The sequence below is a fragment of the Streptomyces sp. NPDC056479 genome (assembly GCF_042795335.1).
Taxonomy (GTDB): domain Bacteria; phylum Actinomycetota; class Actinomycetes; order Streptomycetales; family Streptomycetaceae; genus Streptomyces.
This window is the reverse complement of record NZ_JBHTRZ010000003.1, coordinates 601,802-615,594: the sequence shown is the minus strand read 5'-3', so window position 1 is coordinate 615,594 and position 13,793 is coordinate 601,802. Positions and strand designations below refer to the sequence as shown.

General features: G+C 72.2%; 11 protein-coding genes. 5 read left to right on the top strand and 6 right to left on the bottom strand.

Annotated features, from left to right (window positions below; genetic code table 11):
• Positions 1–11: 11 nt before the first annotated feature.
• Together ACFQ6S_RS14260 and ACFQ6S_RS14255 are read right to left on the bottom strand one after the other, a co-directional pair.
• Positions 12–1,259, bottom strand: coding sequence for an ROK family protein (locus ACFQ6S_RS14260; RefSeq protein WP_383407956.1), 1,248 nt, complete (start codon positions 1,257–1,259; stop codon positions 12–14).
• A gap of 158 nt (positions 1,260–1,417) precedes the next feature.
• The gene (locus tag ACFQ6S_RS14255) at positions 1,418–2,671 is read right to left on the bottom strand and encodes an FAD-binding protein (RefSeq protein WP_383407954.1); all 1,254 of its coding nucleotides are present in this window, start codon (positions 2,669–2,671) and stop codon (positions 1,418–1,420) included.
• Between the two features lie 287 nt (positions 2,672–2,958).
• On the opposite strand from ACFQ6S_RS14255, the gene ACFQ6S_RS14250 reads away from it, so the two are divergent.
• The 5 genes from ACFQ6S_RS14250 (at position 2,959) to ACFQ6S_RS14230 (ending at position 9,292) form a co-directional block, all read left to right on the top strand.
• Positions 2,959–4,278 (top strand): radical SAM protein, encoded by a 1,320-nt coding sequence (locus ACFQ6S_RS14250; protein ID WP_383407951.1) that lies wholly within the window; start codon positions 2,959–2,961, stop codon positions 4,276–4,278.
• A gap of 201 nt (positions 4,279–4,479) precedes the next feature.
• Positions 4,480–5,961 (top strand): cellulose binding domain-containing protein, encoded by a 1,482-nt coding sequence (locus tag ACFQ6S_RS14245; RefSeq protein ID WP_383407948.1) that lies wholly within the window; start codon positions 4,480–4,482, stop codon positions 5,959–5,961.
• 240 nt (positions 5,962–6,201) lie between these two features.
• Positions 6,202–7,293: a ribosome small subunit-dependent GTPase A gene (gene rsgA, locus ACFQ6S_RS14240; RefSeq protein ID WP_383407945.1), complete on the top strand. Its 1,092-nt coding sequence runs from the start codon at positions 6,202–6,204 to the stop codon at positions 7,291–7,293.
• Between the two features lie 83 nt (positions 7,294–7,376).
• Positions 7,377–8,780, top strand: coding sequence for a DNA-3-methyladenine glycosylase 2 family protein (locus ACFQ6S_RS14235; protein WP_383407942.1), 1,404 nt, complete (start codon positions 7,377–7,379; stop codon positions 8,778–8,780).
• 2 nt (positions 8,781–8,782) lie between these two features.
• Positions 8,783–9,292: a methylated-DNA--[protein]-cysteine S-methyltransferase gene (locus ACFQ6S_RS14230; RefSeq protein WP_383407939.1), complete on the top strand. Its 510-nt coding sequence runs from the start codon at positions 8,783–8,785 to the stop codon at positions 9,290–9,292.
• 2 nt (positions 9,293–9,294) lie between these two features.
• Here the strand turns inward: ACFQ6S_RS14230 and ACFQ6S_RS14225 are convergent, their stop codons facing one another.
• From ACFQ6S_RS14225 to ACFQ6S_RS14210, 4 genes are all read right to left on the bottom strand, one after another.
• Positions 9,295–9,666, bottom strand: coding sequence for a PPOX class F420-dependent oxidoreductase (locus ACFQ6S_RS14225; RefSeq protein WP_383407936.1), 372 nt, complete (start codon positions 9,664–9,666; stop codon positions 9,295–9,297).
• 61 nt (positions 9,667–9,727) lie between these two features.
• Positions 9,728–12,046: a glycoside hydrolase family 95-like protein gene (locus ACFQ6S_RS14220; RefSeq protein WP_383407933.1), complete on the bottom strand. Its 2,319-nt coding sequence runs from the start codon at positions 12,044–12,046 to the stop codon at positions 9,728–9,730.
• Between the two features lie 122 nt (positions 12,047–12,168).
• Positions 12,169–12,651, bottom strand: coding sequence for a DUF456 domain-containing protein (locus ACFQ6S_RS14215; protein ID WP_383407930.1), 483 nt, complete (start codon positions 12,649–12,651; stop codon positions 12,169–12,171).
• A gap of 65 nt (positions 12,652–12,716) precedes the next feature.
• Entirely contained in the window at positions 12,717–13,706 is a 990-nt protein-coding gene (locus ACFQ6S_RS14210) for a helix-turn-helix domain-containing protein (protein WP_383407927.1), read from the bottom strand.
• Positions 13,707–13,793 lie beyond the last annotated feature (87 nt).

Genomic DNA, 13,793 nt, shown 5'->3' with positions numbered 1-13,793 from the left:
CCCTTCCGTCGTCATGAAGGCGGTGCGGTACGGCTCCTTGCGGGGGTGGTGCGTTTTGCTGCGGTCCTCTGCCCCACGGACTGCAGTGCGCCCTCCAGCGCGAACGTCGCCGCGCCCAGGCAGACCGGGTCGGTGGGGATGGGGGAGAGGACGATCCGGGTGGCGGCGAGCGGCCGCCTGAGCGCGTGCCGGGCCACGGCCTCGCGCACCTCGTGCAGCAGCGGTTCGCCGAGGGTCGCGGCGACCCAGCTGCTCAGCACGACGACTTCGGGGTTGAAGAGGTTCACCAGATCGGCGATCCCGGCGCCCAGGTAACGGGCGGTGTCCCGGACCACCTTCAGCGCCACCGGATCGTGCGCCGCGACCCCGCGGGCCAGCGCGTCGATCGTCGCCGTCTGGTCCTCCGGGTGCAGCAGGGGGCTGTCGGCGGCCAGCTCGCGCAGGTTCACCATGATCCCGGGCGCGCCGACATACGTCTCGACGCAGCCGTGGTTGCCGCAGTGGCACAGCCGACCGTCCAGCACGAGCGTCGTATGGCCCCACTCGCCGGCGCTGTTGCTCACGCCCCGGTGCAGCCCGCCGCCGAGCACGAGCCCGGCGCCCACACCGGTGCCGAGGTTGACCACCACGGCGTCCCCGCGACCGCGCGCGGCACCGAACCACAGCTCGGCCACCGCGCTGGCGCGCAGCGGGTTGTCCATGTAGAGCGGGTAGGCGACATGCTCGGCGAGCAGATCGAGCAGCGGCACGTCGTGCCAGTCCCAGTTGGGCGCGTACTCGGAGACACCGGTGTCCCGGTCCACCTGACCCGGCACGCTCACGCCCACGCCGAGCACCCGCGCGCCCTCCACGCCGGCCTGCGCGACCACCGAGCCGACGGCGGCGGCTACATGGCCGACGACCTGCTCGGGGCGGCTCTCGCCGGGGCGCATGTCCTCGTCGGCGCGGGCCAGGACGTTCAGCGCGAGATCGAAGAGCTCGACCCGGACGTACGTCTCCGCGATGTCGACGCCGATCAGCGCGCCCCCGGAGGCGTTGACGGCCACGAGCCCGCGCGGGCGGCCGCCGGCCGAGTCCTCGAACCCGACTTCCGTGATCATCCGGAGGTCGAGCAGCTCGCCCACGAGCGTGGCGACCGTGGCGAGGGACAGACCGGTGGAGGCCGCCAGTTCCTGCCGGGAGGTGGGTGACGAGGCGATGATCTGGCGCAGCACCTCGTAGCGGTTCGCGGTGCGGATGTCACGTGAGGTGCGCTTCACCGGAGGTGCCCCCGTCCCTTCACAGTCCAGGCCGGGTCGTCGTAGGCACCGGCGCGGCGCAAGGCTATGGCGTGCGCGGACTTTCTACAAGGGGTTAGGAAAGGGGCTGTAGAAAGTCTTTCCGCTGGAAGCGCCCGGTGTGGGGGTACTGGCGAGTATCAGTCGTCGAGGATATCGCGCACAAACGCGTTGGCGAACTTCCCGGCCGGGTCCAGCTCCCGCGCCAGCGCCCGGAAGTCGGCCAGCCTCGGATACCGCCCGCGCACGACCTGGGCCGGCAGCGCGAACACCTTGCCCCAGTGCGGCCGCGGCGCGAAGGCGTCCAGCGCCTCCTCCAGCCGCCGCACCGCCGGGAGCACGGCGGCGGTGTCCTCGATCCAGGTGAAGTGCAGGGCCACGGTGTCCCGTCCGTGGGCGGGGCTGAGCCACTGCCCGTCGGCCGCGACCAGACGCACCTCGCAGGTCTGGAGCACAGGAGCGAGCGTGCCCCGGATCCCGTCGATCGCACGCAGCGCCGCCACGGCGTGCTCGCGCGGCAGCAGATACTCCGACTGGAGCTCGGCCCCGCTGCTCGGCGTGAACTCCGCACGGAAGTGCGGCAGTCGCTCGTGCCACGGCCCCGGCACCCCGAACTGTTCGGTGCAGTTGACCGCGGGCATCCCCGGCACCGGGTGCAGCTTCTCGGTGGCGGGCGCGGCCCAGGGGAAGTCGGGCAGCGCCTGGTCGGTGCGCCGCTTGAGCCACACCTGCCGGAAGCCCGGCTCGCGCCAGTCGGTGAACAGACTCACGCTGTACGCCGACGACATCACCGTCTCGAACGACGCCGAGTCCAGCCCGTCCAGCGGGAGTTCGGTGAAGACGTGCTGCTCGACGTCGAAGGACGGCTCCAGGTCGAGGGTGAGCGCGGTGACGACGCCGAGGGCGCCCAGTGAGGTGACGGCGCCGCCGAACCGCCGGTCGTCCCGGCCGACGGTCACCACCGAACCGTCCGCCGTGACGAGCTCCACCTCCCGCACGGACGTGGCCAGCGAGCCGTTGCCGATCCCCGACCCATGGGTGCCGGTGGCGACCGAGCCGGCCACCGAGATGTGCGGCAGGGACGCCATGTTGGGCAGCGCGAGGCCGTGCGCGTACACCGTGCGGGCGAGTTCGGCATACCGCACGCCGCCCGCGACCCGTACCGTACGGGCCGCGCGGTCCACGTCGATCACCGGCGGCAGGTCGGCGATCGACAGCAGGACGCCGTCGGGGCCGGGCTCGGCGATCCGGTTGAAGGAATGCCCGCTGCCCAGCACCCGCACCTTCGCGCTGCCCGCCACCAGGGCGCTGATCGCGTCGACCGAGTACGGCCGGTGCAGTTCCTTGGCGGTGTAGGTGATGTTGCCCGCCCAGTTGGTGATCGTGTCGGTCATCCTCGCCGTCCTTCCAGGTGAGTGCCTGTGCGCTGACCCTCTCATCCGCGGCTGCCCACGGTGGAGACCGCTTTCCCAAGTCATCTCCGTCACTTTGCCTGAGGCGCGGGGACGGGAGGCTCAGGGCCGCCCGCCCACCGCCGCCGGGCGGAAGACCGGACCCTTGCCTCCAGCCCCTGGGCAGGCCGCGCGGCCGCGACCCGCCCCGAGGGGGACCCGGCGCCGCGGACGGCCGGGCGGGGGCATACCGTGAGGAGTCGTACGCCTGAGCCGGGAGGAGATTACGGATGGGCAGCCGCACCGCACTGGTCGAGGACCTGATGGAGCGATTCCCGCACGTTCCGCGGGAAGCCGTCTTCAAGGAGGATCTGCTCCGTGGCGGGGTGGCCTTCGACCCGTCCGCCCTCAGCGACAACGAGAACGGCGAGGTCAAGCCGAAGTCGTACTTCATCTTCTCCTTCGACCACGGCACGCTGCCCGAGCTGGGCGAGGCCGCGCTGCGCCGCCCGCCGGAGGAGATCATCCTCACCGGCGGCCCGTACGACCTGCGCCGCACCGTCGTCTCGGTGCGCGTGAACCCGTCGTCGCCGTATCGGGTCGCGGCCGACGAGGACGGCGTGCTCGGGCTCTACCTCGACGGCAAGCGGATCTCCGACGTCGGCGTACCGCCCATGCCGGAGTACTACCGGCACACCCTCGCCAACGGGAAGTCGGTGATGGAGGTCGCCCCCACCATCCAGTGGGGCTACCTGATCTACCTCACGGTCTTCCGGGTCTGCCAGTACTTCGGCGCCAAGGAGGAGTGCCAGTACTGCGACATCAACCACAACTGGCGCCAGCACAAGGCGGCCGGGCGGCCGTACACCGGTGTTAAGGACGTCGACGAGGTCCTGGAGGCGCTGGAGATCATCAACCGGTACGACACCGCCAAGGCGTCGACCGCGTACACGCTCACCGGCGGAGCCATCACTTCCAAGCTGCAGGGCCGCGACGAGGCCGACTTCTACGGCATGTACGCCAAGGCCATCGAGGAGCACTTCCCGGGCCGCTGGATCGGCAAGGTCGTCGCCCAGGCGCTGCCCAAGGACGACGTCCAGCGCTTCAAGGACTACGGCGTGCAGATCTACCACCCCAACTACGAGGTGTGGGACGAGTACCTGTTCAAGATGTACTGCCCCGGCAAGGAGCGCTACGTCGGCCGCGACGAGTGGCACAAGCGCATCCTCGACTCGGCCGAGATCTTCGGCGCCCGCAATGTCATCCCCAACTTCGTGGCCGGCGTGGAGATGGCGCAGCCCTTCGGTTTCAACACCGTCGACGAGGCCATCGCGTCCACCACCGAGGGCCTGCGCTTCTTCATGTCCCACGGCATCACGCCCCGCTTCACCACCTGGTGCCCCGAGCCGACGACCCCGCTCGGCAAGGCCAATCCGCAGGGCGCGCCGCTGGAGTACCACATCCGGCTGCTCCAGGCCTATCGCCAGACGATGGAGGACTTCGGCCTGTCCTCGCCCCCCGGCTACGGTCAGCCCGGCCCCGGCCGCGCGGTGTTCTCCGTGAGCTCCTTCATGGACAGCCTGCCCGCCGAGGAGTCCACGACCGCCTAGGCGGCGGTACGGGTGAGACAGACGGGGCTCGCGTGCGTACAACTGGGTGTGGTTGTGGGGGCGCGACGGTCTGTCATGACATTTGAACACGGCGCTTGTCAGTTGTGTTGAATACGTGAAAGGCTCATGCCCTGCCGCGAGGTTCCCCCCAACTCCATTGCCAATATGGCGAGTTGACCTCGCACGTCATGCAGGAGACTCATGCCTGACCTGCCGACCCCCCAGGACGCCACCGAGGCAGCGCTGTTCTCCGAGTGCTGGGACGCCGTGCTGTCGTACGCCGATCTGTGCACGGCCGGGTCCTCGGCCGCCAACCAGCTGGCCGCGGAGGCGTTTTCCGCCGGTATACGCGAGGCCCGTGAGGCCGAGACCGCAACCCTCCGCAGCGCCGGCCGCCGCCCGGCCCGGCTGCCGCGGATCCCCCTCCTCCTGACCGCCGTACGCACCGCGGCGGCCGCCTGGGAGCAGAACGGCCAGGGCCACGAACTCGACCCCGACCTGCGCCTGTGGCTCAACTCCGACAAGGCCGCCCGCTACACCGGCCTCCCGCTCCAGCGCCCGCTCGCGCTGCGCGGACTGCGCGACATGCAGGAGCCGGACGCCGCGCTGCTGTGGCTGGCCGAGGTGGAGGCGCTGCCGCAGACCGTCGTGGCCCGGCGGCTCGGCCTCGACCCGGCCACCGTCGCCGATGAACTCGCCCAGGTCCGCGGCCTGTTCCGGGACCGCTGCCAGCGCAACCACCTCGACACGCCGATGGACGCGCGGTGCCGCAGCTACGCCCGCCTCCTCGACGCCGTCACCCGCTCGCACGGCGCCGACACTCCCGACGACCTCTCCCGGCACCTCGCCACCTGTGTCCAGTGCGCCGAGGCCGCCGCCTGTCTGCGGCTGCACGGCGGCGGGCTGCCCGGCGCTCTCGCCGGCGGAGTGATCGGCTGGGGCGGCCTCGCCTATCTGGAGCGCCGCCGCCGGGCCGCCGAAGTGCGCCTCGGTGCCGGGCGCCCCGGCTCGGCGGACGCCGACGCGGGCCCGCCGAACCCCGGTGGGAACAAGGCGCGCGTCGTGCGCAGCGGCCTGCTCGTCGCGGCCGTCCTCGTCTCCGCGCTCGCCCTCGCGGTGTCGATGATGCCGGGCGGCTCCACCGGCGACGGCGCCACGGCGGGCGGTGACCCGTCCGACCGCCAGCCGGTCGCCGACCCCGGCTTCACCCTGCCGGTCACCGCCGCCACACAGCCGTCCGCGAACTCCCCGGACCCCTCGGAGAGCGTCACCCGGGACGACTCGCCCGAGCCGAAGAACCCCGAACCGGAACCCCAGGGCACCCAGTCCTCCACGGCCCGTGAGGACGACCCGGAACCCTCCCCGAGCGCCGCGCCGACCTGCGAGGTCGACTACGACCTCGTCAACGAGTGGCCCGACGGTTTCCAGGCCACCGTCACGGTCACCACCGAACAGGCCCTCGACGACTGGCGCGTCGCCTGGACCTTCAGGGACGGCCAGCAGGTCGGCCAGATGTGGGACGCGAGCTTCGCCCAGAACGGCTCCCGGGTCAGCGCCGAGGCCGCCGACTACAACCGGACGGTCCAGGCGAACGGCGCCCTCTCCTTCGGGTTCATCGCCTCCTGGGAGGGTGAGAACTCGGCCGGGGCCGACTTCACGCTGAACGGGCACCACTGCGCGTAAACCGGTTGACGGGCCTTCCGGGGGCCGGGCTAGAGTGACGGAAGATCAGGGCGGTGGCCGATGGCCGCCGCCGTCGAGCGGACGTGTGTGAGGAGGTGTCGACCGATGGCTGTCTTTGCGATGAGCACTGCCCGCATCCAGTTCGTCAAGTCCACCTCCGTGGCCGCCGGCTGACCTCACCTGATCTTTCCGCGTCATGGGTACGCGGCTGCCGGGGCCACCCTTGTGAAGGGTCACCCGTTGACTTCCACCTCTGTTTTCTCCGCGTTGGCTCCCTACGGCTGGGACACCGGCTGGGCCGACGCTTTCACCCCGTACGACGCCGAGGGGCTGCTGCCCGGGCGCGTCGTGCGGGTCGACCGCGGGCAGTGCGACGTCGTCACCGCCGACGGTCTGGTACGCGCCGACACGGCGTTCGTCACCCCGCACGATCCGATGCGGGTCGTGTGCACCGGTGACTGGGTCGCCGTCGAACCCGCGGGCAACCCGCGCTACGTACGGACGTATCTGCCGCGCCGTACCGCCTTCGTGCGCTCCACCTCCTCCAAGCGGTCCGAGGGGCAGATCCTCGCCGCCAACGTCGACCACGCCATCGTCGCCGTGTCGTTGGCGGTCGAACTCGACCTCGGTCGTATCGAGCGCTTCCTCGCCCTCGCGTGGGAGTCGGGCGCACAGCCGGTCGTGGTCCTCACCAAGGCCGACCTCGTGCCCGACGCGGTGACGCTCTCGCACCTGGTCGAGGACGTGGAGACCGCGGCGCCGGGTGTGCCCGTGCTGACCGCCAGCGCGACCCTGGGGGAGGGGCTCGACGTCCTCACCGCGGTCGTCGGCGGCGGTACGTCCGTGCTGCTCGGGCAGTCCGGCGCGGGCAAGTCCACACTGGCCAACGCGCTGCTCGGCGAGGACGTGATGGAGGTCCAGGCCGCGCGCGACGTCGACGGCAAGGGCCGCCACACCACCACCACGCGCAACCTCCTCGCCCTGCCGGGCGGCGGCGTCCTGATCGACACGCCGGGGCTGCGCGGCGTCGGGCTGTGGGACGCCGAGACCGGTGTCGGCCAGGTCTTCTCGGAGATCGAGGAGCTGGGCGGGCGGTGCCGCTTCCACGACTGTGCGCACGAGAGCGAGCCGGGTTGCGCGGTGCTGGCCGCGATCGACGAGGGTTCGCTGCCGCTGCGTCGGCTGGAGAGCTACCGCAAGCTGATGCGGGAGAACCAGTGGATCGTGGCCAAGACGGACGCTCGGCTCAGGGCCGAGATCAAGAAGGACTGGAAGCGGAAGGGGGCGGAAGGGCGCGCGGCGATGGAGGCGAAGCGGGGGCGGGCGCGATGACGGTTCCGGTGCCCGCGGGGCGGGTCGGCTAGATGTCCGTTTTCCGCTAGCCCCGACCCGTGGCACGGCGGACACTGGACAGCATGACGGACGAAGACACCAGGTACGAGGCGGTGCGCAGCCGGGACGGGCGGTTCGACGGCGAGTTCTTCTTCGCCGTCGAAACGACCGGCATCTACTGCCGCCCCAGCTGCCCGGCGGTCACCCCGAAGCGGCACAACGTGCGGTTCTTCCCGACGGCCGCCGCCGCGCAGGGCTCGGGTTTCCGGGCCTGCCGGCGGTGCCGGCCGGACGCCGTGCCCGGGTCGGCCGCGTGGAACGTGCGGGCCGACGTGGTCGGCCGTGCCGTGCGCCTGATCGGCGACGGGATCGTCGACCGGGAGGGCGTCGCCGGGCTCGCGACACGGCTCGGGTACAGCGCCCGCCAGGTGCAGCGCCAGCTCACCGCCGAGCTCGGCGCGGGCCCGGTCGCGCTCGCCCGTGCGCAGCGGGCGCACACCGCGCGCGTGCTGCTCCAGACCACCGACCTGCCGATCACGGAGATCGCGTTCGCGGCCGGGTTCGCCAGTGTGCGGCAGTTCAACGACACGATCCGGGAGGTGTACGCCTCGACGCCGAGCGAGCTGAGGGCGGCCGCCGCACCGAGGGGCGGACGGGACGCTCGGCGCACGGGCACCCCGTCGGCCGGGATACCGCTGCGGCTTGCCCACCGGGGCCCCTACCGGAGCGGCGCCGTCTTCGACCAGCTGGAGCGCGAGTCCGTTCCCGGCGTCGAGGTGGTGTCCGGGCCGCCCGGGCGTCGCACCTACCGGCGCACCCTCCGCCTTCCCCACGGCACCGGAATCGTCGCCGTGGACGAGCGGACGGGAGCCTCCCGGGCATCGGGCGGCGCCCACCCGGGCGGCTGGCTCGACGCCCGCCTCCACCTCACCGACCCCCGCGACCTGACCACCGCCGTCCACCGGCTGCGGCGCCTGTTCGATCTCGACGCCGATCCCTACGCCGTGGACGAGCGGCTCGGCGCCGACCCCCGGCTCGGACCGATGGTCGCCGCCCGGCCGGGGCTGCGGTCACCCGGTGCCGCCGACGCGGAGGAACTGGCCGTTCGGGCACTGGTCGGCCCGGTGGAGGCGGAGCGGCTGGTGGCGCGGTACGGCAAGGCGCTCGACGCGCCCTGCGGCGCCCTCACCCATCTGTTCCCCGAGGCCGGCGTCCTCGCCGAAGCCGAGCCGCACGGCCCCCTCGGCGCGCTCACCGCCGCCCTCGCCGACGGTGCCCTACGGCTGGACCCGGGCGCCGACCGGGACGAGGCACAGGGCGCGCTGCTGGCCCTGCCCGGCATCGACGCCCGTACGGTCGCCGTCATCCGCACCCGTGCCCTCGGCGACCCCGATGTCGCCCCGCCCGGCGTCGACACCCCCGACAGCTGGCGCCCCTGGCGCTCCTACGCTTTGCAACACCTGCGTGCAGCAGGGGAGTTGGAGTAATCATGATGGTCACGACCCCCGTTCACTGGACCGAGCTCGACAGCCCGCTCGGCCCCCTCCTCCTCACCGCCGACCCCGCCACCGGCGCCCTGACCTCCGTCTCCGTGCCCGGCCAGAAGGGCGGCCGGACCGTCCAGGACGGCTGGCGGCGCGACCCCGCACTCTTCGGTGCGGCCGAGGAACAGCTCGCCGCCTACTTCGCCGGTGAACTGAAGGACTTCCAGCTGCGGTTGAGCACGGCCGGCAGTGAGTTCCGGGAGCGGGTCTGGGCCGCCCTCGACGACGTTCCCTACGGGTCCACCACGACATACGGCGAGATCGCCGCGCGTATCGGCGCCTCCCGTCCCGCGGTGCGGGCCGTCGGCGGCGCGATCGGTGCCAACCCGCTGCTGATCGTGCGCCCCTGCCACCGGGTGATCGGGGCCGACGGGTCACTGACCGGATACGCGGGCGGCCTCGAACGGAAGGTGCGGCTGCTCACGCTGGAGGGCACACTCCAGTCCGCACCGTGACGTCAGTCGTCCGTCAGCCCCCAGCTGCGGACCCACCGCGGATGGATGCGGATGACCTCCTCGCTGAAGTACGGGCCCAGCCCGTGCGGGCCGGTGAGGAGCTCCGCGTCCCCGCGGACCTCGATCCCGCGCACCCGCCACGGCCGTACGCTGACGAGGTCGTCGACGACGAGGGCGACCTTGGGGTTTTCGCGCAGGTTGCGCCACTTCTTGGTGGTGCCCATGGCGCGTCCGCCGATCAGGATCGTCCCGTCGTCCTGCGGGAAGAAGCCGACCGGATTCGCCTGGGGCCGGCCCGTCGGGTCCACGGTGGCCAGCCGCCCCAGTCGCTGGGACGTCAGGTATGCGCGTTCGGCCTCGCTGAAACCGGTCATACGGCCAGCGAAGCACGCCCGCACCGGCGGCGCATCGGCCGCTCGCCCTACTGCCCTGGGCCTACTCCGCCGGCAGCCCCCATCGCGGCGCCTCCGCGTTCGGCCGTACCGGCGCGATCGTCAGGTCCGGACGGGTGCCCCGGGGCGTGATCAGCGCCGCGTCGCCCTTGCGCAGGGCGATGCGGATCGCTCCGTCCCCGGCGTCGGAGTACCGCAGCGGTCGGCCTCGCCCGTCCCGCACCTCGACCGGCCCCGTGATGCCGTGCCTTACGACGCAGGGCGCGCCCGCCTCGCTGGCCAGCCGTACCCAGCGCGTGGCCCCGCCCTCGCGGACCGCCGACACCAGGAAGGCGCCCTGGGTGCGGAAGTCGTGCACCGTCACGTCCGCCCAGGCGGCCGGGAGGGCGGGAAAGACGCGGATCGTCCCGCCCCAGGACTGGCAGATCATGTCGTGCAGTGACTGCGCCGCCGACAGCGGTGTCTCGATGACCGGGCCCGACTCCTTGTACATGGTGTTGGGCTGGACGAAGCGGGACATCAGCTCACCCAGGTACTTCAGGGCGTCCTCGCCCTTGCCCAGCAGGGCCGACATCGATGCCGCGCCCGTGAAGGTGTAGCCCTGAAGAGCGCCCTCGAAGCCCACCCAGTGGGCCAACGACCGCTCGATCAGGGCCCGTTCGTCGGCCGTGCGGCCGGTCAGCTCGTACAGCGGGTACACCGCGAGCAGATGCGAGTAGTGCCGGTGCGACTTCGCGAAGGGGATGTCCGCACCGATCATGAAGCCGTTGGAGTCGGTCGGGTAGGCCGCCCTCCGTGCCAGGACCTCCCGCCAGCGCGGTGCCAGCGCGTCGTCGATGCCCAGGACTTCGGCCGAGTCGAGCAGGGTGCGGCAGCCCCAGGTCAGCAGCATCAGGTCGTAGTTGCAGTCCCGTGAGTCGCCGCCGTACTCCGGGGAGAAGGTGGCCGGCAGATGCAGCTTTCCGTCCGGGCCGGGCTCCAGGAAGTGCAGGTAGTAGTTGATCGCCTTGCGCAGCAACGGGTGGAGGACGTCCCTGAGGATCGACTCGTCCATCGTGTGGCGGTAGCTGAGCCAGACGTTGTGCAGCGCCCAGGTGAGATTGCCGACCTCGGGGGTCGGCGGGTCCTGGCCGGGGACGCCGACGCCGTAGCCGGTCAGCGGGTCGGTGGCCCCGTTGATCAGGGTCGGGTCCGTGGTGCGCGGGATACCGAGGGAGTCCGCGCGGTACGGGGCCGGCGTCTCCGTGGCCAGATTGTCGCGGAACACGCTCAACGACCGGGTGATCGCGTCGAGTTCGAGGTGGTTGGAGCCGTGGATCAGCCAGTACTCCAGCTGCGCGTTGAGGTTCCACCAGGTGTTCGGCCACGGGGTGGGCTCCAGCCAGGGGCCGCTCGTCGCCATCACGGGGGCGTCGCGGCGCGCGGCCGAGGCGGTCTTGTAGAGCTGGATCCAGTAGAAACGCTGCATCCGGGCGTCGGGCAGGGACAGGAAGCTCTTGCGGTAGTAGGCGTGCCACCAGGCCCGGTGCGTCACCGCCAGCGCGGAGTAGGGCAGCGGGCTGGTGCGGCGTACGGCCTTCAGCGCCCGGTCCAGCGCCGTCGTCCCGGGGTGGGAGTGCGCGACATGGACGTACAGCGTCCGTGCCCGGCCCGTGCTCCGCTCCCGCCACGCCGTCACATGCTGCCCGCCCGCCAGCAGGGGCTGTACGGCCGCCGACACGCCGTCGTGCTCGGCGACCTCGGCGGGCGGGTTGCCCCGGTAGCCGGCGGGGAGGGGCTTGAAGGCCGCCCGGGGGCTGATCGCCTCCGCCGGGTGGAAGACCCAGCGGAAGCCGCGCTCGCCCGCGCTCGGGGTGACCTCGACGGCCAGCACCGAGCGGTCGTTGTGCACGAGGGCGCGCAGCGCGAGGGTGCCCCGGTCCGTGGTGAGCGTGCCGGTGAGTTCCGCGTCGCGCAGGCCCAGCCGCCAGTCCAGGCCGGTGATCGTGCCCACCGGCTCCAGCGTGAAGTGGCCGATGGGCAGGCGGGCCAGCCCGAAGAGCGAGCCGAATTCGGGACGGTGGTCCTGGACCTCGGAGTGCTGGACGTTGAAGCGCACGGCCCGGGTCCCGGCACCCGGCTCGGCGTAGATGCCGGAACCGAGGAATCCGTTGCCGAGGAAGGGACCCTCGTACCAGGTGGCCGGCATGCGCCGCCAGACGAGGTCGGCGTCGTCGAGGACGGTGCGCCAGGGGTCGGAGCGGGTCGGGGCGTCGGATTCCGGGGTGGTCGCGCTCGCCTGTGCGGGCAGTGCGCCGGCGAGGAGGGTCCCGCCGAGAGCTGGTCCGGTGGCGAGCACGGTACGTCTGGACGGGCTGGGCATGGCGCCTCCCGGCGGCTCGTACAGCTGCGTGGAGATTCATCGGAGCTATCCCGGGACGCAACGTAGGGAATGCGCCATCCGCCGTCAATAGCGAAGCGGCGAGATGAGAGAGACCCGATGTATCAACCCCAGATCACCGCCCCCAACCACGCCCCCGCGATCAACTGGCAGGTGAACAGCTCCGCCAGCACACTCGACCCGCCCGACCGCATCGCCGTCCGCAGCGCGGCCCGCGCCTCGCCGCTGCGGCCGAGGCGGAGCCGTTCCTCCAGGTAGACGCCGGCCATGAAGCCGGGGATCGAGCCGAGCACGGGGATCAGGAAGAAGCCCAGGAACGACCCCACACCGGCGTACACCGTCATACGGCGGTCGGCCCAGTTCGGGCGCAGTCGGCGGGGTGGCAGCGCCCAGCGCACCACCTGGGAGAGGAACAGCACGACGGTGGCCCCCACGAGCACCCACCACGCGACGGGCTGCGGATCCTTCACCGCCCACCACATGACCGCGGCCCACACGAGCCACGACCCCGGCACGCCGGGCACCAGAACTCCGCACAGGCCGAGCAGGAGGACCAGACCGACCAGTAGGAGGTCCCAAAGTCCCATCTGACCAGAGTGCCGGAGCCCGGGAGAACGCGCAGATCAGCGATCACACCGTGGGCGCGGTCCCGTCACCCCTGCCGCCCCCGCGCCACCCATCCACGCTCGTAGACGTGCCACCCCAGCTGCAGCCTCGTCGTCACCCCGGTCAGCTCCATCAGCCGCTTCACCCGGCGCTGCACGGTCCTGAGCCCCAGGTCCAGCTGCTTGGCCACGCTCGCGTCGGTCAGCCCCGCCAGCAGCAGCGAGAGCACCTCCAGATCCGTGTCGTCGGGGCCGTCCGGCTGCTGCTCGGTGAGACCGGAGTGGCCGAAGCTCACCGGCAGCGCCTCCCGCCACACCGACTCGAACAGCCCGAACAGCAGCTCCAGCAGCCCGCTCGCGTGGACCACCAGCGCGGCCGGTTCCGCGGTGTGCGAGGTCAGCGGCACCAGGGCGAGCGTCCGGTCGGCTATCACCAGCTTGGTCGGGACCCGCTCCACCACCCGGACCTGCTCCTCACGGCCGAGGGCGGCGGACAGCTCGGTGATGCCGTGCGGCTGGTCGAGAACCGACCGCTCCAGGACCACGCGGTAGCTCACACCGCGATCGGCGGCCTGCTCCTCCGCGTCGTTCTCGGTCCCGGTGACGGCGACCGGGCTGCCGGTGACCAGCGCACACACCTCCTCGCTCGCGCCGAGCTGCAGCTGGAGGAAGCGCTGGGACACCGCGGCCGCGCCGATCACCACCTCGACCAGGTCGTGCACGGCGGGTTCGGTGGCCCCCGCCCGGTACTCCTCGGCGAGCATCGCCGCCGCCAGCTCCGCCTGCTCCAGCTCGTGCCGCTGCTGGGTGAGCAGCGCGCCCAGCGCCACCCCGGGCGGCGCGGCGACCCAGCGGCCGGGCCGGGCGGAGGACTGCGCCGCGAGCCCGTGCCGCTCGAGCCGGCGCAGGGCACGCTCGGTGTCCTGCTCGCCGAGGGTCAGCCGTCGCGCGAGATCCGGTACGTCGGCGGCGCCCACGGACACCAGGGCCCGGTACGCCGACTCGTGCGTCTCGTCGAGACCGATGGCTCCCAGCATCTGGCCGCGCCCTTCCCCAAGCGAACACCCGCGTCCGGTCCGTGGCGGAAAACGGCCACGGCGCAAAACCGCCTCCGCACATCATCG